The 23,148-nt window shown below is 68.5% G+C and carries 18 protein-coding genes; 8 read left to right on the top strand and 10 right to left on the bottom strand.

From position 1 onward, the window contains the following. Window positions 1-28: 28 nt before the first annotated feature. Together SPI01S_RS22295 and SPI01S_RS12530 are read right to left on the bottom strand one after the other, a co-directional pair. Complete coding sequence (locus SPI01S_RS22295; protein WP_157084672.1) at window positions 29-166, bottom strand: hypothetical protein; 138 nt, start codon at window positions 164-166, stop codon at window positions 29-31. Between the two features lie 61 nt (window positions 167-227). After that, window positions 228-881 carry a TetR/AcrR family transcriptional regulator gene (locus tag SPI01S_RS12530; RefSeq protein ID WP_245653581.1) on the bottom strand — a complete coding sequence of 218 codons (654 nt, stop codon included), beginning with the start codon at window positions 879-881 and terminating at the stop codon, window positions 228-230. Window positions 882-991: 110 nt separating this feature from the next. Between SPI01S_RS12530 and SPI01S_RS12535 the strand changes: the two genes are divergently transcribed. The 3 genes from SPI01S_RS12535 (at window position 992) to SPI01S_RS12545 (ending at window position 5,055) form a co-directional block, all read left to right on the top strand. Next, window positions 992-3,322, top strand: coding sequence for a TonB-dependent receptor (locus tag SPI01S_RS12535; RefSeq protein ID WP_066722762.1), 2,331 nt, complete (start codon window positions 992-994; stop codon window positions 3,320-3,322). A 195-nt stretch (window positions 3,323-3,517) separates the two neighbouring features. Further along, window positions 3,518-4,771, top strand: coding sequence for a spinster family MFS transporter (locus SPI01S_RS12540; RefSeq protein ID WP_066722764.1), 1,254 nt, complete (start codon window positions 3,518-3,520; stop codon window positions 4,769-4,771). Window positions 4,772-4,815: 44 nt separating this feature from the next. Next, window positions 4,816-5,055: a hypothetical protein gene (locus SPI01S_RS12545; protein ID WP_010545023.1), complete on the top strand. Its 240-nt coding sequence runs from the start codon at window positions 4,816-4,818 to the stop codon at window positions 5,053-5,055. Window positions 5,056-5,165: 110 nt separating this feature from the next. Here SPI01S_RS12545 and SPI01S_RS12550 read toward each other — a convergent pair whose 3' ends face one another. The 3 genes from SPI01S_RS12550 to SPI01S_RS12560 all read right to left on the bottom strand — a co-directional run bounded on the left by SPI01S_RS12550 (window position 5,166) and on the right by SPI01S_RS12560 (window position 10,156). After that, window positions 5,166-6,734, bottom strand: coding sequence for a peptide chain release factor 3 (locus tag SPI01S_RS12550; RefSeq protein ID WP_066722766.1), 1,569 nt, complete (start codon window positions 6,732-6,734; stop codon window positions 5,166-5,168). 89 nt (window positions 6,735-6,823) lie between these two features. Next, window positions 6,824-7,687: an aldose 1-epimerase family protein gene (locus SPI01S_RS12555; RefSeq protein ID WP_066722769.1), complete on the bottom strand. Its 864-nt coding sequence runs from the start codon at window positions 7,685-7,687 to the stop codon at window positions 6,824-6,826. A 57-nt stretch (window positions 7,688-7,744) separates the two neighbouring features. Continuing rightward, window positions 7,745-10,156 (bottom strand): S8 family peptidase, encoded by a 2,412-nt coding sequence (locus SPI01S_RS12560; RefSeq protein ID WP_245653582.1) that lies wholly within the window; start codon window positions 10,154-10,156, stop codon window positions 7,745-7,747. 168 nt (window positions 10,157-10,324) lie between these two features. Here SPI01S_RS12560 and SPI01S_RS12565 point away from each other — a divergent pair, with 168 nt between their 5' ends. The 4 genes from SPI01S_RS12565 to SPI01S_RS22685 all read left to right on the top strand — a co-directional run bounded on the left by SPI01S_RS12565 (window position 10,325) and on the right by SPI01S_RS22685 (window position 13,118). Beyond that, window positions 10,325-10,987 (top strand): pyrimidine 5'-nucleotidase, encoded by a 663-nt coding sequence (locus SPI01S_RS12565; protein ID WP_066722771.1) that lies wholly within the window; start codon window positions 10,325-10,327, stop codon window positions 10,985-10,987. Window position 10,988: 1 nt separating this feature from the next. Continuing rightward, window positions 10,989-11,807, top strand: a complete 819-nt coding sequence (dapD, locus tag SPI01S_RS12570) for a 2,3,4,5-tetrahydropyridine-2,6-dicarboxylate N-succinyltransferase (protein WP_066722774.1) — start codon at window positions 10,989-10,991, stop codon at window positions 11,805-11,807. Between the two features lie 149 nt (window positions 11,808-11,956). Then, window positions 11,957-12,772, top strand: a complete 816-nt coding sequence (locus SPI01S_RS12575) for a hypothetical protein (RefSeq protein WP_066722777.1) — start codon at window positions 11,957-11,959, stop codon at window positions 12,770-12,772. Window positions 12,773-12,962: 190 nt separating this feature from the next. Then, entirely contained in the window at window positions 12,963-13,118 is a 156-nt protein-coding gene (locus tag SPI01S_RS22685; RefSeq protein ID WP_169804510.1) for a hypothetical protein, read from the top strand. An 18-nt stretch (window positions 13,119-13,136) separates the two neighbouring features. On the opposite strand, the gene SPI01S_RS12580 is transcribed toward SPI01S_RS22685, so the two are convergent. From SPI01S_RS12580 to SPI01S_RS12600, 5 genes are all read right to left on the bottom strand, one after another. Next, entirely contained in the window at window positions 13,137-13,490 is a 354-nt protein-coding gene (locus SPI01S_RS12580; protein ID WP_066722779.1) for a hypothetical protein, read from the bottom strand. A 141-nt stretch (window positions 13,491-13,631) separates the two neighbouring features. Next, the gene (locus SPI01S_RS12585; protein ID WP_066722782.1) at window positions 13,632-14,669 is read right to left on the bottom strand and encodes an aldose epimerase family protein; all 1,038 of its coding nucleotides are present in this window, start codon (window positions 14,667-14,669) and stop codon (window positions 13,632-13,634) included. Then, window positions 14,666-17,119: a glycoside hydrolase family 3 protein gene (locus SPI01S_RS12590; RefSeq protein WP_066722784.1), complete on the bottom strand. Its 2,454-nt coding sequence runs from the start codon at window positions 17,117-17,119 to the stop codon at window positions 14,666-14,668. Before SPI01S_RS12590 ends, SPI01S_RS12585 begins: the two co-directional genes overlap by 4 nt. 74 nt (window positions 17,120-17,193) lie before the next feature. Further along, the gene (locus SPI01S_RS12595) at window positions 17,194-18,096 is read right to left on the bottom strand and encodes an ROK family protein (RefSeq protein ID WP_066722787.1); all 903 of its coding nucleotides are present in this window, start codon (window positions 18,094-18,096) and stop codon (window positions 17,194-17,196) included. A 184-nt stretch (window positions 18,097-18,280) separates the two neighbouring features. Further along, window positions 18,281-19,495, bottom strand: coding sequence for an ROK family transcriptional regulator (locus SPI01S_RS12600; protein WP_066722788.1), 1,215 nt, complete (start codon window positions 19,493-19,495; stop codon window positions 18,281-18,283). A 174-nt stretch (window positions 19,496-19,669) separates the two neighbouring features. Here SPI01S_RS12600 and SPI01S_RS12605 point away from each other — a divergent pair, with 174 nt between their 5' ends. Continuing rightward, window positions 19,670-23,092: a glycoside hydrolase family 2 gene (locus tag SPI01S_RS12605; RefSeq protein ID WP_066722790.1), complete on the top strand. Its 3,423-nt coding sequence runs from the start codon at window positions 19,670-19,672 to the stop codon at window positions 23,090-23,092. Window positions 23,093-23,148 lie beyond the last annotated feature (56 nt).

Below are 23,148 nucleotides of genomic sequence, written 5' to 3' on the forward strand. Positions count from 1 at the left end.
TTGGAGGCAGGGCTGCCGTGCGCGGCGATTAGAGCGTCAGCCAATCATTGCGCGCGGCGATGAAAAAGGGTGCCGACGCGCTGATCATCGCCAGAATTCCAAACAGGCTCGGCACCAGCCAATAGAGCGCCGGGAAAGTGATCGATGCCCAACCCGCCGCCGTCATCGCCCCAACGCCGCGCGGCGGTGGGGCATTACGCGATCGATTACGCGGGCATCGCAAGCGCTCACCGGCCCGTGCCGATTCCTCGCGCCAGCAGCTGTGCCACCACGTCGGCAATCGCCTCGGGCGGCGTACCTTCGTCCCACACGCTGTAGCGCAGTCCCAGAAACACGTTCATCCCCATGATCGCCCAGGCATGGATCTCCCCCACATCGTCGCGCACCTCGCCGCGATCCGCGGCAGCGCGCAACCGTGCGGCGATGCGCTCGGCGGTGCTCGCATAATGGTGCCGGAAGCTGGCGGGATCGACGAACTCGGCCTCGTCGACGATGCGGTAGATTTCCTTGTGGGTGCGCGCGAAGCGGATGAAGGCGAGCAGCGCCGCTCGCTCGGCATCGATCTGGTCGCGGGCGCCGCGCAGCGCAGGGCCGACATGCTCGCGCACCTGCTCGCTCATGTCGCGGACCAGCGCGCGGAACACCGCGTCCTTCGAATCGAAATAAGTGTAGAAGCTGCCCAGCGCGACGCCCGCCCGCCGCGTGATCCCGCTGATCGAGCCTTCGTGGAACCCCTTCTCGCCGAACTCGGCGGCGGCGGCATCCAGAATCGCGCGCAGCGTTCGCCGTCCGCGCTCGGTGCGCGGCACCTTGGCATCGCCGGACACCCCCTCGCCCGCCGCGCGGGAAGTGGCCGATCCGCCACGCTCCTCCGCCTTCATTCGCCTGCCCTTTCATTCCCAAGTTGAAACCCGGTTCAGGTTTCAGTATAGCGTCCTGCAACGGCTTACAACCCGCGTTCAAAGATGGGTTGCACCAGGGGAGGATTACCATGTCACGGCACGATTCCGTTCGTATCGCCCTGCTCGCGAGCGTGGCGCTGCTGGCCGCCACACCCGCCTTCGCGCAGGACAGCGAGGCCGCGGGCCAGACCGCCGAAGCCGCGCAGGCGCAGGACGGCGAGATCATCGTCACCGCCCGCCGCCGCGCCGAAAGCCTGATCGACGTACCGATCGCAGTCACCGCGATCAGCGGCGCGCAGCTGAACGCGGCAGGCGCGCTCGACATCACCGACATCGCCCAGTCCGCGCCGAACGTCTCGCTGGAGGTGTCGCGCGGCACCAACAACACGCTGTCCGCCTTCATCCGCGGCGTCGGCCAGCAGGATCCGGTCGCCGGGTTCGAAGCGGGCGTGGGCCTCTATCTCGACGATGTGTACCTCAATCGCCCGCAGGCAGCCGTGCTCGACATCTACGACGTAGAGCGGATTGAGGTGCTGCGCGGTCCGCAGGGCACGCTCTATGGCCGCAACACGATCGGCGGCGCGGTGAAATACGTCACCAAGCGCATCGCCACCGATCCCGCGCTGCAGGTGCGCGGCACCTATGGCACGTACAACCAGGCCGATCTGGTCGTCAGCGGCAGCGCCCCCATCGGCGACACCGGCCTCAAGGTGAGCGCCGCCGGCGCGCGGCTGAGCCGCGGCGGCTTCGGCACCAACCTCACCACCGGGCAGGACAATTACAACAAGAACCTCTGGGCCGCGCGCGGCACGGTGGAATACGAGCCGAGCAGCAGCGCCTTCTTCCGGGTCTCCGGCGATTATACGCATGACAAGAGCAACACCCGCGGCGGCCACCGGCTGATTGCGGGCATCGTCAGCGGCACGCCGGTACTGATCGACAAGTTCGATTCGCAAGGCGGGCTGGTCACCCCGCGGCAGGACGTGAAGGCCTGGGGCATCACCGGCCTCGCCGAGCTGCACGCCGCCGACTGGCTGACCTTCCGCTCGATCACCGCCTATCGCAAGGACGACAGCGCCACCCCGATCGACTTCGACGCGCTGCCGGCCGTGCAGGTCGACGTGCCGGCCTTCTACAACAACAAGCAGTTCAGCCAGGAGGCGCAGCTGCTGGTGGATACCGGCGGCCTTTCCGGCCTGCTCGGGGTCTATTATCTCGATGCCAAGGCGAAGACGGTGTTCGACGTGCGGCTGCCCGGGGGCGTGACCGCGCTGACCTTCGGCGACGTGAAGACCGACACCGTCGCGGTGTTCGGCGATTTCACCTACGACGTGACGCCAATGTTCAGCGTCTCGGCGGGCGGCCGCTATACCTGGGACCAGCGCCAGTCGCGCGTGCTGCGGCAGACCTATCTGGGCGGCGGTTCGCCCACCTTCGGCGGCACCGGGACGCTGTTCGCCACCACGTCCGATTTCCGCGGCAGCGCCGATTTCAAGAAGTTCACGCCGCGCGCCTCGGTCAGCTTCAAGCCGAGCAACGACCATACGCTCTACGCAAGCTGGTCGAAGGGCTTCAAGGGTGGAGGTTTCGATCCGCGCGGCCAGACGACCGCCTGCCGCACGCCTACGGGCGTCCCCTGCACCCCGGCGCAAATCTATGACTTCATGTCGTTCGACCCCGAGACCGTGACCAGCTACGAAATCGGCTACAAGGCGTCGCTGTTCGATCGCCGGCTGAGCTTTGCGCTCGCGGCCTTCCATGCCGACTACACCGATGTGCAGGTGCCGGGTTCGATCGGCACGACGATCAACGGGCAGCAGAGCTTCATCGGCATCACCACCAATGCCGGCAAGGCGCGGATGCGCGGTGTGGAGTTCGAAGGCAATCTGGTCGCCGCGCGCGATCTCGGTGCGCCGGGCGGCACGCTCAACCTCAACTGGTCGGTCGGCTATCTCGATGCGCGCTACCAGCGCTTCATCGATTCGCGCGGCATCGACGTCGCCAGCCGTCGCCGCATCCAGAACACGCCGGATGTGACCGCCAGCGGCACCATCGGCTATTCGGTGCCGGTGGGCAGCGAAGGTCAGGTGGCGGCGAGCTTCACCGCGTCGTATCGCAGCGCCTCGCAGCAGTTCGAGCTGCGCACGCCGATGCTCGACCAGCCGGGCTTCACGCTGTTCGACGCGAACGTGAACTGGGACATCACCAAGAAGCTCTCGCTCGGCGTCCATGGCCGTAACCTGTTCGACAAGCGCTACATCGTATCCGGCTACAACTTCCTCGCGCAGAATCAGGATACCGGCGATTTCCTGCGCACGCCCGCCGGCGCCTATATCCCGACGCTGGGCACCGAAGGCGTGCTGACCGGCTATTACGGCAATCCGCGCCAGGTGTTCGTGACCGGGACGGTGAAGTTCTGAGGAGCCAAGTCCCCCTCACCCTTCCCATCGCTGGCGCGATGGGCCCCTTCCCTCTCCCACAAGGGGAGAGGGAGTTTCGACCCCGCTCCCTCTCCCCTTGTGGGAGAGGGAGGGAGCGCCGAAGGCGCGGAAGGGTGAGGGGGACTCGCGATAGGGCTACCACCACCGCCGCAGCCAGCGCACAAAGGACCCACCATGCCCCCGCACCCCACCCGTGCCGCCGCCCCGCGCGGCCTCGTCCTCGCGATGCTGCTGCTGGTCTATATCTTCAACTTCCTCGACCGGCAGATCCTCTCCATCCTCGCCCAGCCGGTAAAGGCGGACCTGGGGCTGGACGACGGGCAGCTCGGCATGCTCGGCGGCTTCGCCTTTGCGCTGCTCTATTCGACGCTCGCCATCCCGCTGGCGATGCTGGCCGATCGCACCAGCCGCAGCTGGGTGATCGCGGTGTCGCTCGGCGTGTGGAGCGCGTTCACCGCGCTGTGCGGCACGGCGCACAGCTTCACCACCATGTTCCTGTACCGGCTTGGCGTCGGCGTCGGCGAGGCGGGCGGCGTCGCGCCCAGCTACGCGCTGATTGCCGATGCCTGGCCGGCCGAGCGCCGGTCGCGGGCGCTGTCGATCTACTCGCTGGGCATTCCGCTCGGTTCGGCGGGTGGGGCGCTGCTCGGCGGCTATATCGCGCAGACGGTGGAATGGCGCACCGCCTTCCTCGTCGTCGGGCTGCTCGGCCTGCTGATCGCACTGCCGTTCAAGTGGATCGTCCGCGATCCCCCACGCGCGGCGCCGGCCAAGGACGCGATCCCGCTCGGCCGGGTGTTCGGCATCCTTGCCGCCAAGCCGAGCTTCTGGCTGCTCGCCTTCGGCGCGGCGGCGGGATCGATGTGCGGGTACGGCGTCGCGTTCTGGCTGCCGAGCCTGATCCTGCGCAGCTTCCAGCTCAACCTCGCGCAGGTCGGCCAGTTCTTCGGCGGGCTGCTGCTCACCGGCGGCGTTGCCGGAATCCTGCTCGGCGGCTGGCTGGGCGACCGGCTGGGGCGACGCAACCGGAAATGGTACGCACTCGCGCCCGCGATCAGCTATGTCCTCGGCCTGCCGCTGTTCGTGGCGGGCGTGCTGGCGCAGAGCTGGCAGGCCGCGTTCCTGCTGTTCCTGGTGCCGCAGGCGCTGGTCTATGTGTGGCTGGGACCGGTGCTGACCGCCGTCCAGCACCTCGTGCCGCCGCAGATGCGCGCCACCGCCTCGGCCTCGTTCCTGCTGATCAACAACCTGATCGGGCTGGGGCTGGGCAGCTGGGTGATCGGCCTGCTCTCGAAGCAGCTTGCCCCCACCTATGGCCCGGCCGACGGGCTGCGCTACGCGATCGCGGCGGGGCTTAGCCTGTACCTGGTGGCGGGCGTGCTGATGGCGCTGGCGAGCCGGCGGCTGGCGGCGGACTGGGTGGAATAAGCGGGCGATTCCCGCTCCCGCATGGTTACTTCTATAATAACCACATGAGCTATACCCCGACCGACCTCGTCAAAGCCGAGAAGAATGTGGTGCTCGCCGAGCGCCACATTGCCGCCCAGCAGGAAGTCCTCGCCATGATGCGCGCCGCCGGCAGCCCCACCGAGGGCGCCGAGGAACTGCTCGCCAAGTTCGAAGCCGATCGCGGCCGTGCCGAGCGGATCCGCGACTGGATCGCCAGCGGTCTGGGCGAACGCGGGCGCGAGCCGCAGCGCGTCGCCGCGTAAGCAATTGTCATCCCGGCGGAAGCCGGGATCCAGTCGCCACTCCGCCGTCGCAGGAGCCCTGACCTAGACCCCAATGGATTCCGGCTTTCGCCGGAATGACGGAGGGGCGGTTACCGCTCGCGCGTCGCCGCGAAGCTGACCTTGTTGTAGCGCTCGGCGATATAGCCGACTTCCCAGGCCGATTTGGCCAGGAAGACCGGATTGCCGTCGCGATCCTTGGCGAGCGCGCCGCGGTTCAGGTCCAGAAACTCCTTCAGCGCGGCGGCATCGTCCGACGCGACCCAGCGCGCGGTGTCGTAGGGCGAAGGCTCGAGCACCGCGCCGACCTTGTATTCCGCATCCAGACGGCTGAGCAGCACGTCGAGCTGCAGCTGGCCGACCACGCCGATGATCCAGTTCGATCCGATTTCCGGATAGAAGACCTGGATCACGCCCTCTTCGGAGAGGTCGTCGAGCGCCTTGCGCAGCTGCTTGGTCTTGGTCGGGTCCTTGAGCGCCACGCGGCGCAGGATTTCCGGCGCGAAGTTGGGCAGCCCGGTGAAGCGGACGCCCGCGCGCTCGGACAGCGTGTCGCCCACCCGCAGCGTGCCGTGGTTGGGGATGCCGATGATGTCGCCCGGAAACGCCTCGTCGGCCAGTTCGCGCTCGCGGGCGAAGAACAGGATCGGCGAGTGGATCGCGATCGGCTTGCCATGCCCGGTCGGCGTCAGCTTCATGCCGCGCTTGAACGTGCCCGAGACCAGCCGCATGAACGCGATGCGGTCGCGGTGGTTGGGGTCCATATTGGCCTGGACCTTGAACACGAAGCCGGTCACCTCGTCGCGGGTCGGCTCGACCGGCGCGGGTTCGGCGGGCAGCGCGTGCGGCGGCGGCGCGAACTTGGCGATCGCGGCGATCAGCGAATCGACGCCGAACTCCTTCAGCGCGGAGCCGAAATAGACCGGCGTCATGTCGCCGTTGCGATAGGCCTCGCCGTCGAAGGTCTCGTAGCCGGCCTGCGCCAGCTCGACATCCTCGCGCAGCTTGGCGAGATTGGCTGGCGAGACGATCGCATCGAGCTGCGGATCGTTCACGCCGCTGGTCTGGATCACCTTGCCGTGGAACTCGCGGCTGTCGCCCTCGGGCAGCAGCAGGCGATTGTTGGCGAGATCGAAAATGCCCTCGAAGGTGCCGCCCATGCCCACCGGCCAGGTCATCGGCACCACGTCGAGCTGGAGCAGCTCGGCCACTTCGTCCAGCGTCGCGAACACCTCGCGGCCCTCGCGGTCGACCTTGTTGACGAAGGTGATGATCGGCACGTTCCGCAGGCGGCACACTTCGAACAGCTTGCGCGTCTGGCTTTCGATACCCTTGGCGACGTCGATCACCATCACCGCCGAGTCCACCGCGGTCAGCGTGCGGTAGGTGTCTTCCGAGAAGTCCTCGTGGCCCGGCGTGTCGAGCAGGTTGAAGGTGATGCCGTCGCGCTCGAAGGTCATCACCGAGCTGGTGACCGAGATGCCCCGCTGCTGCTCGATCTTCATCCAGTCCGATCGCGCGCGCCGCGCCTGGCCGCGCGCCTTCACTTCGCCGGCAAGGTGGATCGCACCGCCGAACAGCAGCAGCTTTTCGGTAAGCGTGGTCTTGCCCGCGTCCGGGTGCGAGATGATGGCGAACGTACGACGATCGGAGGGGGGCATGCGGGTGCTTCGAACGGGAGGGAGAATCGCGACGCCTTAGTCGGTGGCGGGGTTTTTAGCCAGCAGCGAGTGGCGCCCCCACCTGTCCCTCAGTCGACCAGCGTCACGTCCATGCCGAAGCGCCGCGTCTCGCCTGGCGCCAGCCGCTGGATCCCGGGCTTGTCCCAGATCTCGCCCGTGAAGCCCGCCGGATCGGCGATTCCCCACCAGGGCTCGACGCAGACGAAGCGCGCGCCGGGCTTGGTCCAGATGCCGAGCACGCCGGTGTCCGGGAAGCGGATTCGGAGCTGCGGGCCTTCTTCCGCACCGTACAGCAGGCCGCGGCTGGCGAGTTGATCCCAGATCAGCGCATCGGCGGTAAACAGGTCGTCGGACAGCGGCAGGGTCCGCCCCTCCACCGGACTCGCTCGGCGATCCGGGGCGATGCCGCCCTCGCCGATGTACCGCAGCGAAGAAAATTCTGGCTCGTCGAACAGGATGCGGTGCGCGGCGCGCGGGCGCCCATAGGGCAGCGGCCAGGCAAAGGCGGGGTGGAAGCCGAAGCTGGCGGGCATGTCGCGCGTGTCGCGGTTGGTCACCGCGATCTCGATCCACAGCGTCGCTTCTTCCAGCCGATAGGTTGCGTCGAGCGTGAAGGCGAAGGGGTACGCCGCGCGGGTTTCCGCATCGTCCGCCAGTCGGAAGGTCACGCGGTCCGCCGCCTGCTCGACCAGCGCGAAATCGCGCCGGCGCGCAAAGCCGTGCTGCGGCAGGCTGTAGTCGCGCCCGTCGAGCCGATAGCGATCGCCCGCGAGCCGCCCGACGATGGGGAACAAGAGCGGCGCCCGGCCGGACCAGAAGGCGGGATCGCCATCGGTCATCAACGCACGTCCCGCAGGATCGCGCAGCGACGCAAGCTCGGCTCCGTGCGGGTTGATCGCGGCGGTCAGCCGCGCGCTGGCGATCTCGATCATGGCGTCTCCCCTGGCAGGACGCCCGCGATACAGGCGCGCCGCCGCCAGGGGAAGCCGTCAGAAGCCCCAGCTCCACCGTACCGCGCCGCCGAGGTCGCTCGGCATCGCGGCGATGTTGCCGGGCTGGCGGCGCAGGAACAGGTTGCTGCTCACATCGCCGTCGGCGAAGCGCCAATGGTAGCGAAGCTCGTAATCGATCTCGCGGCCCACCGGCGCCAGGTTGATCCGCTCGCTGCTCCAGCTGGTCACGCTGAGCGTGTCGTAATCCCAGCCCTGCGGCAGGGTGAGCCCGATTCCGCCGCGCGCCACCCGCAGCGGCTGGGCGATCCGCAGGCCGATGGAATCGCTGCCGAACAGCCCGTCCTTGCCGATATCGGCCGCCCAGGCGTTGGTGCGGATCAGGCCCGCGCCGCGAATGCCCTCCCGCAGCCGAACATTGGTCCAGCCCTGGCGGAGCGACCCGCCCAGGCTCCAGCCGATGCCGAGATCCCAGCGCAGTCCGAGGTCGGCGAACAGGCTGGTTGCCCGCGCGGCGCCGAGGCCGGCGCTGAACCGGGCGCCGAGCACCGTGTTGTCCTCCGAAAGGCGGGTGATCCCGACGCTCGCATTGAGCCCGCCGAAGCGCCGATCGATCGCGACGGTGCTGCGGCCATAGCCAAAGCGCAGCCACCGCGCCTGCAGCACCGCCGCGTCGCCCGCGCCCTGGCTGAGCACGTCGCCGACTTCGCTCGCGATGGTCACGCCCCAGCGGCCGATCGCCTGGCGCACCGCCGCCGATCCGCCGACATCGGTATCGAAGCCGGCGTTGCTCAACGGATCGCGCGCGATCAGGAAGGCGGGGTCGTCGCGGCCCGCCAGCTGCGCGGTCAGCACATTGCCGCTCTGCGAGGCGCCGAACGCGAAATATGCGGTCGATCCAAGCCTGCCGCTCACCGTCGTCGCCAGCATGCGGGCGACGCCGGCATCGCGGCTGGTGATGCCCAGCGGCTCGATCCGCACCGAATCGACCGCGGGGACGAGCGACACCGCCACCCGCATCTGGTCGCCGCCCACCGAGAAACTGCGGTCGCGCGTCGCCATCAGCGCCGGCAGGTTGCGCGACAGGCCCTGGCGCTGGAAGCTGTTGGTGATCGTCGTCGCATAGGCACGGCCGAACGAGTCGAGCGCCGCCATGCCGAGCGCGCCCTGGCTGGCGTCGCCCATGGGCCCGCTCAGCGTGCCGTTGATCGTCGGCGAGATCACCGCATTGGTGCCGGCAACGGACATGGTGCCCACGGGCTGGAACGCGCGGGTGAGATCGAGCACGCCGCGGCCGTAGATCGGGTCGACGCCCGGATCGCCGACGTCCCGCGCGGTGGCATAGAGCAGGTCGACGATCTGCCTGCCGGTAAGGTTCGGAAAGGCCTGCGCCAGAAGCGCGATCGCGCCGGTGATCTGCGGCGCCGAGAAGGAAGTGCCGGACCAGATATAGGCCGTGTTGTTCGCATCCGGCGCGCGCACGCCCTCGCCGACCGCGGTCAGATAGACGGCGGCCGAGCTGCCGGCACGGTTGGAGAAGCTGGAAATCACATCGCTTGCATTCACCGATCCGGCGATGATCACCAACCCGCGGGCGATCGCGGCGTTGTTGGCGGCACTGGTAAAGGCGTCCGGATTGGCGGCCCCGTCATTGCCGGCGGAGATCACCACGATCACCCCCGCCGCCGTGGCACGATCGATCGCCGCGGCCAGGGTCGTGGAGGCAGAGTCGCCGCCGAGGGAGATGTTGACGACGCGTGCGCCGGCCTGCCGCGCCCGGTCCAGGCCCTGCGCGATGGCGCTGTCGGAAAATTTGCAGGTGCTGGTATCGGTGCCGTTGCAACTGCCCGGCTGGTCGGCGCGCTCGACGACGAGCTGCGCGTTGAAGGCCACGCCGTGCGTGCCCACGTCGTTGCGCCGGCCGGCAATGGTGAACGCCACCGCCGTGCCATGCCCGCCGACATCGTCCACCGTGCCGTTGCCGCCGGGATCGCTCGAGCTCGACAGGATCCGGCAGGTGCCGACCCCGAGCCCCCCCGAGCAGTCGCCGAACTCGGCGCTCTGCAGGTCGATGCCCGAATCGATCACGCCGACCCGGATGCCGCTGCCGGTGGCTCCGCTGTTGTAGGCGACCAGGGCCCGCATCGACACCGCGCCGGCCGTGCTGCGATACTCGGCGGTGTCGTAATTGACGGTCGACACCGGTGTGGGCGTCGGCGTCGGTGCGGGCACCGGCACCGGCACCGGCGCCGGGGTCGGTGTCGGGGTCGGTGTCGGGGTCGGGGTCGGTGTAGGAGTTGGCGTTGGTGTCGGAGTGGGGGTCGGGGTCGACGTCGGCGTGGGGACAGGCGCCGGCAGCGGGGCGGGCGCAGGCGGCGTCGCAACGCCACCGCCGCCACCGCCGCTGCAGGCGCCGAGCGCCACGAGGCCGCCCAGCGCAGCCGTGTGCATCCATCCTACGCGCAACGCCACTCGCATACCCACACCCTTGTCCCAGAAGTGTTTCACCTAAGCGGCAAGTGGTTTCCTTTGGGTTTACCAGCGGACGCGGGTGTCCGCAGGACAGCCGGTTCGCTCCGCGCTTGCGGCGACGGAGGGCACCCCCTACACGCCCCGGCGATGCTCGCCTCGCTCTCGCACGTCCGCAACTGGATCTTCGATCTGGACAATACGCTCTATCCGGCGAGCGCCAATCTGTTCGCGATGATCGATGCGCGAATCGGCGAATATGTCCAGCGCCTGCTGCATTGCTCGGCCGAAGAGGCGCACAAGGTGCAGAAGGCCTATTTCCACGCGCACGGCGCGACGCTGTACGGCCTGATCGAAGAGCATGGCACCGACCCGCATGACTATCTCGACTATGTGCACGACGTCGACATGAGCGTGCTGGAGGCGAACGAAGCGCTGGTCGAGGCGCTGGCCCGGCTTCCCGGCCGCAAGCTGATCTTCACCAACGGCGACGCGCCCTATGCGCAGAAGGTGCTCGACCGGCTCGGCCTGGGCGAGACGTTCGAGGCAATCCACGACATCCATGCGACCAGCTATCGCCCCAAGCCGGAGCCCTTGGCATATCAGGGCCTGTGCGACGCCTATGGCCTGGACCCGCGCGAATCGCTGTTCGTCGAGGACATGGCGCGCAACCTGGGGCCGGCCAAGGCGATCGGCATGACCACCGTCTGGATCGACAACGGCTCCGAACAGGCGCCCGACGCCGACCGCAGCTTCATCGACTATACCATCACCGATCTCGGAGCCTGGCTCCACAGCATCTTGGAGAGCTGACATGACCGATCTCGCCGCGACGATCGACGCCGCCTGGGAAGACCGCGCCAATCTGAGCTTCGCGACCGAAGGCGCGGTGCGCGAAGCCGTCGCCGAAGCGCTGAACCTGCTCGACCGCGGCGCAGCCCGCGTCGCCGAGCCGGTGGACGGCGGCTGGCAGGTCAACCAGTGGCTCAAGAAGGCGGTGCTGCTAAGCTTCCGCCTCAACGACAATGTCGTCGTTCCCGGCCCCGAAGGCACCGCCTGGTTCGACAAGGTGCCCTCGAAGTTCACCGGCTGGGGCGAGGCCGCGTTCCGCGACGCAGGCTTCCGCGCGGTGCCGGGCAGCATCGTTCGCCACGGCGCGCACATCGCCAAGGGCGCGGTGCTGATGCCGAGCTTCGTCAACATCGGCGCCTATGTCGGTGAGGGCACCATGGTCGATACCTGGACCACGGTCGGCAGCTGCGCGCAGATCGGCAAGAATGTTCACCTCTCGGGCGGCGTCGGCATCGGCGGCGTGCTGGAGCCGCTGCAGGCGGACCCGGTGATCATCGGCGACGGCGCGTTCATCGGCGCGCGGTCGGAAGTGGCCGAGGGCGTGCGCGTCGGCGAAGGCGCGGTGCTGTCGATGGGCGTCTATCTGGGCGCGTCGACCAAGATCGTCGATCGCGCCACCGGCCAGGTCTATCGCGGCGAAGTGCCGCCCTATGCGGTGGTGGTGCCCGGTACGCTGCCGGCGGAGAACGGCAAGCCCGGCCTCTACTGCGCGGTGATCGTGAAGACCGTCGACGCGCAGACCCGCAGCAAGACCGGCATCAACGAGTTGCTGCGCGACTGATTGTTGCAGAGGCCGTTACAAGCGCGGCGGGAAAGCGGAATGCCGTCATGGTTTCGCCCCACTCCCGCCGCGTCGGCCACGGCGTATAACGACCGCTGCGGCGGCGCTCGATTCCCCGGCGTCGCCTTGTCCTGAGTGTCCCGCGCGCCATGCTCTCCACCACCTCCGCTTCGCCCGTGCGCCGGCTGCGCGTCTCGCTGCGCGGGCGCGGCGTCGCCATTCTCCTGGCGCTGGCGATCGAGCTGCTGATCGCGCTGCTGCTCTTGTGGATGGCGCCGCATGTCGAGCCGAAGCAGAAGCCCAAGACGGTGGTGTTCGGCATCGAAGCGTCGGAGGGCGACAAGGCGCCGGCCGAGAAGGATGCCGCGAAGGCGCCCGAAAAGGCCCGCAAGCGCGCGGGCGAGAAGGCGGAGGCGGAGCAGCCGACGCCGCCCACCGCCGCGCTGCCCCCGCCGCCGGTCACCCCGCCGGTATCCAGCGGACCGCCCAGCTTCATCGTGATGAGCCGGCGGGACTATGCCGCCTCGGACATCGCCAAGGCGCCGGCATCGCAATCGGGCGACCAGGGCAACACCCAGACCGCCGAGGCCGGCGGCGGCAGCGGCGCGGATGACACACCGCGCGCCGGCACCGGCCCGCACGGCGAGACGCTCTACGCCGCCGACTGGTATCGCCGCCCGACCAATACCCAGCTCCAGCCCTATCTCCCCCAGCGCGCGCTGGGCCGCGAAGGCTGGGGCGAAGTCGCCTGCCGCACGATCGAACGCTACCAGGTGACCGACTGCCAGGAGCTGGGCGAGTTTCCGCGCGGTTCGGGCTATGCCGGTGCGGTGCGCCAGGCGGCGTTTCAGTTCCGGGTGAAGGCACCGCGGGTGAACAGCCGGTTGATGATCGGCAGCTGGGTGCGCATCCGCATCACCTATTCGCAACGCGACGGCGGCGGCGACGGCGGGGACGCCGACTAGCACGCCGCCACGGGCGCGGGGTGGCTGCAGTGCGACATTCCGCCCTATGGCTGCGGTGTCATCGCGCATGCTATCGGCCCGCGCATCCAGGGGCCGTCAGGACGATTGAAGCGTCCATGGCGGGCGGTTCAACCTGAAGGAGCGGTTTGAGGCCGGCGCCCTTCGCGACAGACGATGTCAGGCAATAGTGATGATTTGGGTTCCGATTCTACTGGGCACGTTCAAGATCGCCGTGTTCGGTACCGGCATGTTCTTCGCCATCAAGTGGCACTACGACCAGGGCAGGAAGAAGAAGGAGGAGGACGCGCGGATCCGCGCCGAGCGCACGCCGGAAAACGCCGAATAACCGGCCCTTCGCAACCGGTCAGGATGCGGTGGGATCTTCCGCGGCGAGACGCACCAGCCAGGCCTGGGCCTGCTTGGGCTCGCCAACGGCCGAGGGGCCTACCGGCCCGCGCGCGGCGAGAAATTCCTGCTGGAGCGCGAAGGGCGGCAGCCCCAGCCGATCGCGCGCATCGTCGATCTCCTCGCCCAGTTCGGTGAGATGGTCGAGCGTGGGGCGAACCGCCGCGCGGGCGTGGCGGTCCCGTTGGTGATCGAACAGACCCCATTTGCCGGCTGCCGTGCGCTCCAGCGCCGCGATGAGCACTGCACGATATTCCGCCTCGAGTTCGATGCGCCGGTTGTCGAGCCGTTCGAGGCGATCCGCTTTTGCCATCCGGGGCATGTATCGGGTGCGGCCCAAGGGAACAACCTCAAGCCCCGCCTCCTTGGAGGAGGAGTCGGGGTGGACGGATTCCACAACATACGTTGTCGGTGAGGCACTGCCCTCCCCCGTCCCTTCCCGGAGGGGAGGGGCTTAGAGCGAGAACGCCTCTTCCACGTCTCCGGCCAAGCGGAACCGGAACGCCATGCTGTGCCGATATGTCTCCCCGGCCTCGATCCGCGCGCTCGGAAACGCGGGCTGGTTGGGGCTGTCCGGAAACTTCTGCGGCTCCAGGCACAATCCGCCGCGCCTGGGATAGACCCCGCCGCCGGTACCCGGTGCGCCGTCCGAGAGGTAATTGCCCGAATAGAATTGCACGCCCGGCTCGGTCGAATGCACCTCCAGCACACGGCCCGAACCAGGATCGAACAGCGTCGCGATCCGGCGTTCGAACCCGGCGGGGCCGTCGAGCACGAAATTATGGTCGTAGCCCTGCCCCAGCGCGAGCTGCGCATCGGCCGCGTCGATGTCGCAGCCGATCGGCTTGGGTGCCCGGAAGTCGAACGGCCCGCCCTCCACCGGCGCCAGCGCGCCGGTCGGGATCAGTGCGTCGTCCACCGGCGTGATCGCGCTTGCCGGAATCTGCAGCACATGATCGAGCACCGTCGCGCCGCTGCCCTCGCCCGCAAGGTTAAAATAGGCGTGCTGCGTCAGGTTAACGATCGTCGCCCGGTCGGCGGCCGCGGTGAAGCGCACCGCCAGGCCGTCCTCCTCCAGCGCGTACTCCACCCGTGCGACCAGGTCGCCGGGGAAGCCGTTCCAGCCATGCGGCGTGTCCAGCCGGAAGGTGACGGCGCTGTCGCTCCGCGCCTCCACGGTCCAGACCTGCCGATCGAACCCGTCCGGCCCGGAATGCAGGCTGTTGCCGCCTTCGTTGGTGGTCAGCTGGAAGGTCTCGCCGTCCAGCGTGAAGCGGCCGCCGGCAATGCGGTTGGCATAGCGCCCCGCCACCGCGCCGTAATAGCGCGGCGGCTGGCGCCGATAGTCCTCGAGGTCGGCATAGCCGAGCACGACATTCTCCGACCATCCGTGCCGATCGGGCACTTCCAGCCGGTGCAGCGTCGCACCGAGCGTGAGGAACTGCGCGCGGTATGCCCCGCGCGCGATCTCGACGACCTCGATCCCGCTCATTGCCCCGGGCACACCGAGTTGTTCGGCTCGGACACGATCCGCGCCTCGGCAAGCGAGAGGACGAGCGGGCCGGTTGCCTGCAGCACCACCGGGGCGGTCACCTTGGTCACGTCGACACCGTTCTTCTGGTAGCATTTCAGCAGCACGTTCACCGTCTGCCAGCCGCTCTTGCCCGTAAACAGGCTGGTGGCGTCGATCGCGCCGGTGTTCTTGCCGCCGTCCATCAGCAGCTTGACCGGGCCGGTCGGCGCGGTGTCGACGCGGTAGACGAAGCGGATCGAAAGCTCGGCATTGGTCTCCCGGCTCAGGTCGAGCTCACGCCCGCCGATGCGCAACGTCGCCGGGCCGGCAGGCCAGCTGAGCTGCTGCGCGCCTTCCTGCGTCGCCGGGCCGTCGACGGTCTTGCGGGTGATGCCGCTGTCGGTGGCGAACGCGAACGGCGCCGGCGTCACGCCCTTGGCGAAGAAGGTGCTGACATTGGCCAGCGAGGCATCGACACCCGAGACTTCGCTGAGCGCGCCGACCTTGCCCGGCTTGGCATAGCTGAGGCCATAGCCGAAGGCGAACAGCGGGTCATAGCCCGGCTCGCCGCGGTTGAGCGTGAACTGGCCGGCGGTCTTGGGCCAGCTGAACGATAGCGTGCCGGTGAAGTCGCGGCGCGGCTTGCCGGCCTTGTCGCCGATCAGCACATCGGCCACGCCGGCGCCCTCGCTGCCCGGCAGCCAGGCGGCGACGAACGCGTCCGAGGCATTGAGTTCCGGGTTCACCCAGAGCGGGCGGCCGGAGAGGAACACCGAGACGACCGGCACGCCTGCCGCTTTCAGCTTCTTGAGCAGCGCCAGCGCCTGCTTGTCGCCCGGCTGGAATTCCAGCGTGCGCACGTCGCCGCGCATCTCGGCATAGGGCTCCTCGCCGAACACCACGATCGCCACGTCCGGCTTCGCGGTGAAGCTGCCGTCGGTGGAGAGCGTCGCGGTGCCGCCGCCTGCGCTTACCGCGGCCTTGATCCCGGCGAAGATCGTCTCCCCGTTCGGGAACATCTCGTTCGGGTTGCCGTCGCCCTGCCAGCTGAGCGTCCAGCCGCCCGACTGCTGCGCCATCGAATCGGCGCCGGGGCCCGCGACCAGCACATTGGCGCTCGCCTTCACCGGCAGCACGCCGCTGTTCTTGAGCAGCACCAGCGACTTGGCCACCGCCTCGCGGGCGATGGCGCGATGCGCCGGGGCGCCGATCAGCTCGGGCTTGGTTTCATAGGGTCGGGCGGCGTTGAACAGGCCCATCTGCACCTTCACGCGCAGGATGCGGCGCACGGCATCGTCGATCCGCGCCATCGGGATGGCACCCGCCTTGGCATGCGCCAGCGTCGATTCGTACAGCCCCTTCCAGCTGTCCGGCGCCATCGCCATGTCGAGTCCGGCGTTGAACGTCGCCGCACAATCGGTGGCGGTGCAGCCGGGGATCTGGGCGTGGCCGTTCCAGTCGCCGACGACGAAGCCGTCAAAGCCCATCCGGCCCTTCAGCACATCGGTGAGCAGCGACTTGTTGCCGTGCATCTTCACGCCGTTCCAGCTGCTGAACGACGCCATCACGGTCATCGTGCCGGCGTTGACCGCGCCGGGATAGCCGGCATTGTGAATGCGGATCAGTTCCTCTTCGGAAACGCGCGTGTCGCCCTGGTCCTGCCCGCCAAAGGTGCCGCCGTCGCCTAGGAAGTGCTTGGCCGAGGCCGCCACATAGCCCTTCTGGAAGCGGTCCTTGGTGCCGGGTGCACCCTGAAGCCCGCGGATCATCGCGCCGGCATAGCTGCGCACGACCTCCGGTTCCTCCGAATAGCCTTCATAGGCGCGGCCCCAGCGCTCGTCCTGCGGCACGGCGAGCGTCGGCCCGAACGCCCAGTCGATCCCGGCCGAGGCCGTTTCCTCGGCGGTAGCGCGGCCGATCTTCTCCATCAGCGCCGGATCGCGCATCGCGCCCAGGCCGACATTGTGCGGGAAGAGCGTCGCGCCGACGATGTTGTTGTTGCCGTGGACGGCATCGATGCCGAACATGATCGGGATCGGCAGATGCGCCACCTTGCCGGCGAGCGCCGCCTTCTGGAAGGCCTGCGCGGTTGCCAGCCACGGTCCGCGCGGCGAACGATCGGGGGCGCCGATCGGCGGCGAGCTGCCGCCTGCCAGGATCGAGCCGAGGGGATAGGTCGCCAGATCCTCGGGCTTGATGCTGCCGATATCGGCCTGGATCATCTGGCCGACCTTCTCCTCCAGCGTCATCTTCGCCATCAGTTCGGTGACGAACTTCTCCGTGGCGGGATCGATCAGGCCCTGGCTCTTGGCGGCCGGCCATTTCTCGGGATGCGCGGTGGAGGACAACGCTGTCGGCGCTTGCTGCGCGAGCGCCGGCGTCGCGGCGAGGATGGTGGTTGCCAGTAGCAGCTTCAGGCCTGCGGACATGGTTCTCTCTCCCTGATGATCTTGGCAGGGCGATACCGCAGGACCGGCGCACAAGTCCATGCGCCGGCCGAACTTTACGGCCGCGCGCTGGCCCTGGCCTGCAACGCCATCGCGATCGGGCCCAGCGGCCCCGCCTGGTCGCCGAGCGCCGGCGACACGATATAGGGCGCGGGCGGCACCGTCAGATAGCCGGCGATGCTGTCACGAAGCAGCGGATCGATGCGCGCCAGCAGGTGCGGCTGGCGCTGGATCACGCCGCCGCCAATGGCGATGCGCCGGGGGCCGGCGGTGGCGACCATGGCGTGACAGAGCAGCGCAATCGCGGAGGCGACGCGGTTCCAGACCGGGTGATCCTCGCCGACCTGCTCCACCGGCTGATCGCCGAGCGCCGCGCGAATGCCGGTGCCGGAGGCGAGCCCCTCGATGCAGTCGTCATGGAAGGGACAGCCGCTCGGTGCGCGGTCCTCTGCCAGGCGCGGCACGCGGATATGGCCCATCTCGCAGTGGCCGATGCCGCGCGTCGGCTGACCATTGATGATCAGCCCTACGCCGACGCCGGTGCCGACGGTGACATAGGCGAAATCGCTGAGCCCCTGTCCGGCGCCCCAGTGCATCTCGGCGAGTGCGGCACCGTTGACGTCGGTATCGAACGCCATCGGCACGCCGAACGGTGCGGCAAGGCGGCGGGCAACATCGGTGCCGCTCCAACCCGGCTTGGAGGTGGTGAGGATATAGCCGAAGCGATCATCGGCGGGATCGAGGCAGACCGGCCCGAAGCTGGCGATGCCGAGCGCTGCGAAGCCATGGTCGCGCCACCAGCCGGCCAGCACGGCTTCAAGCCCGGCGAGCGTGGTTTCCGGCGCCTGGGTCGGCACCGTTTCCTGCGCCACGATCCGATCCGGACCGTGCGCGAGGGTGAGGATGCATTTGGTGCCGCCGAGTTCGATGCCCGCGACGGGAAGCTGTGCGGTCGACATCAGCAGCCGAGGCCCTTGCCCGCCCGATTTGCCATGCGATCGATCGCCACCGCCTTCCCTCCCCTTCTAGCCGGCAGCACACCGGTCTGTTCGTGCCATGATGCGCGCCGCACGCGCGCCGTTTCTCTGCCCGGCGGACGCTTCGGGCACAAGAATAAACTTATTCGATTGATTTAATGTGCGGTCAAGCGTTGGCGGTGGCGCTATCGGCCGATGCCTTCCACAAAGCGCTGCTCTTGGGCAGCAGGAAATAGCTGAACGGCAGGATCGCCGCGCCCACGGCGGGCGCGTCGGCGGAAAGCTGCGCGCGGGCCAAGGGGGCGAGCGCGGGCGCGTCGCCACCCTGCTCCGCCAGCAGCGCATTGGCGCGTTCGGCGAGCCGGTCGACATGCCGGCGCGGCAGGCGCCCGCCGATCAGCACCGCTTCGGGATTGATCAGGCAGTTCACCGCGAGCAGCGGCTCGATCAGCAACCGCGCGGCCTTCTCGATCCAGGCATCGACGACTGCTTCCAGCGCCCGATCCTCGCCCTCGCACGACAGCATGTCCTGCACGCTGTAACCCGCAAGCTTCAGCGGGGCGGCGAGCCCCGAAAGCGAGACGTGCGCCTGGATCTGCCGCACCACCCCGTCCGGATCGCGATGGGTGAGGAAGCCTAGCTCGCCGCTGCGTCCGCTTGCCCCCCGGAAGTAATTGCTGTCGATCACCAGCCCGCCGCCGAGCGCCGACGAGATGAGGATGTAGAAGAAGCTCGAATGCTGGAGGCCCAGCCCCAGCTGCAGCTCGCCCATCGCGGCGGCGGCGGCGTCGTTCTCGACGAACACCGGCACGTCGAGCGGCCAGGCGAGCAGCTCGGCCAGGTCGGTCTGCTCCCAGCGGCGATAGGCATCGGGCTTGCCCGGCAGCTCGATCAGGCCGAGATCGTCCGGGCTGGCCACGCCCAGGCCGACGATCCGCCGCGGGTCGACACCGGCCGAGGCCAGCAGCATCTCCACCTCGGCATGGTAGAATTCCGCCACCTGCTCCGGCAGCGCGAAGTCGATCTCGCGCGATGCGCGCGCCACCGTCTCGCCGAGGAAATTGACCAGCACGAGCGTGACATGGTCGCGATCGATGTTGAGGCCCAGCGAATAACAGGCCTGGGGATTGATGATCAGGTTGGTCGGCGGCTGGCCGCGTCCGCCGAAGCGGCGTCCGGCCTCCTGGATCAGCCCGTCGGCGAGCAGCCGCTTGGTGATATTGGCGATCGCCGCCGCGGTGAGGCCGGTGATCCGGGCGAGATCGACGCGCGTGAGCGAGCCGTTGGCGCGAATGGCGTGCAGGGTCACGCGCTGGTTATGGTCAGCGGCGCGTTCGAGGTTGGTGCCCGAAAGGCGGATGGGAGGGCGGCCGCTCGTCATTGTGGTTGCGATAACAGTCGATTTGCGCTCGGTGCGCAAGCGTGGAACCGTTCTCGTCGGTTGAATTGTGAAATTTGGTGAATAAAAAGAGGCACAGGTGGCCATTCACGCCATCCATGCTCCCGCGCCCCGAGTCTTTTGGCGCGTCCGGCGCATTCTTGGGGAGGAATATCGATGGGCAAGTTCACGCGCGCGATGCTCGCGAGTGCCGCCGTGCTGGCATTCACCGCCGTCCAGGCCGCCGAGCCGGACAATGCCGGGCCGTATAACGCAAGCTTCCTCGCCGGCGGCATCGGCCTCGACCGGCCGCTGACCGGTGCCGATGCGCTGCTCCGCTCTGGCGCGCCGGTGACGCTCTCGGCCTGGGTGAAGCCGGATGTCGTGCCGCAGGGCGTGGTGACGCTGATCGCGTTCGGCGATCCCGCGGGCGACTGCCGCTGCCTCGGCCTGCGCGGCGGGGCGCTGCACTTCTTCGGCAGCGGAACGGCGGTGAACAGCACGCCCAAGCTCGCCGCCGGCCGCTGGAGCCACGTCGCCGCCGTGATCGAGGGCGGCCGGGTGCGGCTGTATCTCGACGGCAAGCAGGTGGGTGAAGGCGCGCTCAACGGCTCGGCCGTCGCCTCGCGGATCGCGCTGGCACCGGTGGTGCCGGGCCAGGCGCATTTCGGCGGCGCGCTGGTGCAGGCGCAGCTGCGCGGCGTCGCGCTCGGGGCGACCGAAGTGCAGGGCGAGGCCGCGGCGCCGCCCGCCTTCGAACTGGTCCAGATGTGGCAGGTCGGCGTCGGCTGGAACCTGCAGAAGACCGCCAATATCGGCATGACGCGCCAGCAGGATCCCTGGACCCTGCCGCAGAGCGACACCGCCTACACGCCGCCGGTCGCCAAGCCGGTGCCGGCACTGCCGCCGCTCGCGCCGATGGGGCCGCTGCGCTGGCAGATCAACGGCTGGCAACTCGCCGCCGCCCCCGGCGTGCCCGCCGACGGCGCGGCCCTCTCGAAGCCCGGCACGCCCGAAGGTACCTGGTATGCCGCCACCGTCCCCGGCACGGTGCTGACCACGCTGGTCGATCGCGGCGTCTATCCCGATCCCTATTACGGGCTGAACAACCTCAAGATTCCCGAGAGCCTCGCCCGGCAGGACTATTGGTACCGCACCAGCTTCACCGTGCCGGCCGAGGCCGCGGGCAAGCGGCTGACCCTGGTGTTCGGCGGCATCAACTATGCGTCCGAAGTGTGGGTCAACGGCCAGCGCCAGGGCGGCACGCGGGGTGCCTTCATCCGCGGCCAGTTCGAGATCACGCCTGCCGCCGGCGAGACTGTCGTCGCCGTCCGCGTCTCGCCGCCGCCGCATCCCGGCATCCCGCACGAACAGTCGATCAAAGCGGGCGTCGGCGAAAATGGCGGCCAGCTGGCGATCGACGGCCCCACCTTTGTCGCGACCGAGGGCTGGGACTGGATCCCCGGCATCCGCGATCGCAACACCGGCATCTGGCGCCCGGTCGAGCTGGTGGCGACCGGCGACGTCAAGATCGGCGACCCGCATGTGGTGACCGACCTGCCGCTGCCGCGCACCGACAGCGCCGATGTGTACATCACCGTGCCGTTCGAGAATCGCGGCAGCGCGGCGCAGCAGGTGACGATCCGCGCCACGTTTGACGACGTGTCAGTGGAGAAGACCGTCACCGCCCAGCCCGGCAAAAGCGAGCTCCGCTTCGCGCCGTCCGAGTTCCGCCAGCTCACCGTGCGCAATCCGAAGCTGTGGTGGCCGAACGGCTATGGCGAGCCGGCGCTGCACGACCTCAAGATCGATCTCGCGGCTGGCGGCCAGCCGAGCGATGCCAAGGCCCTGCGCTTCGGCATCCGCGAGGTGAGCTACGACCTGTCGCTGTTCGACCATCTCGGCCAGCTGCGCCGGGTGAACGTGCAGACCACCGATGGCGGCCTTGCCGGCCAGAAGCTGATCGACGTCCGCCACGATGCGCTGAAGCGCAGCCCCACCGGCTGGGCGGAATCGCTCACCCCCGCCGGCGAGACCTCCAAGGCGGTTACCGCCATTCCCGACGAGACGCTGCCCGAGCCGCATCTGGCGATCCGCATCAACGGCGTGAAGATCGCCGCGCGGGGCGGCAACTGGGGCATGGACGATGCGATGAAGCAGGTCAGCCGCGAGCGGCTTGCCCCCTATTTCCGCCTCCAGCGCGAAGCGCACATGAACATCATCCGCAACTGGATGGGCAATAACGACGAGGAGGAATTCTTCGAGCTTGCCGACGAGAACGGCATGATGGTGCTCAACGATTTCTGGCAGTCGACCCAGAATTTCCAGGTCGAGCCGGACGATGCCGCGCTGTTCCTGGAAAACGCCCGCGACGTGGTGGCGCGCTATCGCAACCATCCCTCGATCGTCGTCTGGTTCGGCCGCAACGAAGGCGTGCCCTATCCGACGCTGAACGAGGGGCTCGACAAGGTCGTCCACGAGCTGGACGGCACCCGCTGGTACACCGGCAGCTCGAACGAGGTGAACCTGCAGGGCTCGGGCCCGTACAATTACCGCAAGCCCGAGGGCTATTTCACCGATCTCGCCACCGGCTTCTCGGTCGAGACCGGCACGCCGTCGCTCTCGACACTGGAATCGGTTGCCGCCACCATGCCGGCCAAGGACCGCTGGCCGCTGTCCGATACGCTGGCCTATCACGACTGGCATTTCGGCGGGAACGGCGACACCAAGACGTTCATGGGCGCGCTGACGACGATGTTCGGCCAGCCGCTGAGCTTCGAGGATTTCGAGCGCAAGGCGCAGATGATGAACCTCGAGACGCACAAGGCGATGTTCGAGGGGTTCCTGGGCCATCTCTGGACCAAGAACAGCGGGCGGCTGTTGTGGATGACGCACCCGTCCTGGCCGTCCAACACTTGGCAGATCTACAGCTGGGATTACGACACCCAGGCCTCCTATTACGGTGCCAAGACCGCGGCCGAGCCGGTGCACATCCAGCTCAACCTGCCGGACAACCAGCTGGTGGTGCTCAACACCACCCGCGACGATCAGCGCGGGCTCACCGCCAAGACCCGCGTCGTCAGCCTCGACAACGTCCAGCTGTTCGCCCGTACCGACAAGGTGGATGCCAAGGCGAACCGCGTGACGACGCTCGACGCGGTGCCGCTCGACCGGCTCTATGCGGCAAGCCCGATGCTGCTCATCGAGCTGACGCTGAGCGACGCCAAGGGCGCGGTGGTCTCGCGCAACTTCTACTGGCGCGGCCGCGACGACACCGCCTATCGCGCGCTGGAAAGCCTCGCCTCGGTGCCGCTGGAAGTGCAGGCGAGCACACCCAAGATCGAGGGCGAGGACAAGGTGATCGCGGTCACCATGGCCAACAAGAGCACGGTGCCGGTGCTCAACGCCAAGCTCACCCTGGTCGATGCCGAGGGCAAGCGCATCCTGCCCGCCTTCTACAGCGACAACTACGTCTCGCTGCTGCCCGGCCAGCACCGGGTGGTGAGCGTCCGTTATCCGGCGAGCGTTGCCGCCCCTGCCCATCTCTCGGTGCGCGGCTGGAACGTCAACGCCGCGAACATCGCGGCGACGGGGAAGTAGCGCGGAGCCGCTTCCCAACCGCCGTCATCCCGGCGAAAGCCGGGATCCATTCGCCT

This window comes from Sphingomonas pituitosa NBRC 102491, from assembly GCF_001598435.1.
Taxonomy (GTDB): domain Bacteria; phylum Pseudomonadota; class Alphaproteobacteria; order Sphingomonadales; family Sphingomonadaceae; genus Sphingomonas; species Sphingomonas pituitosa.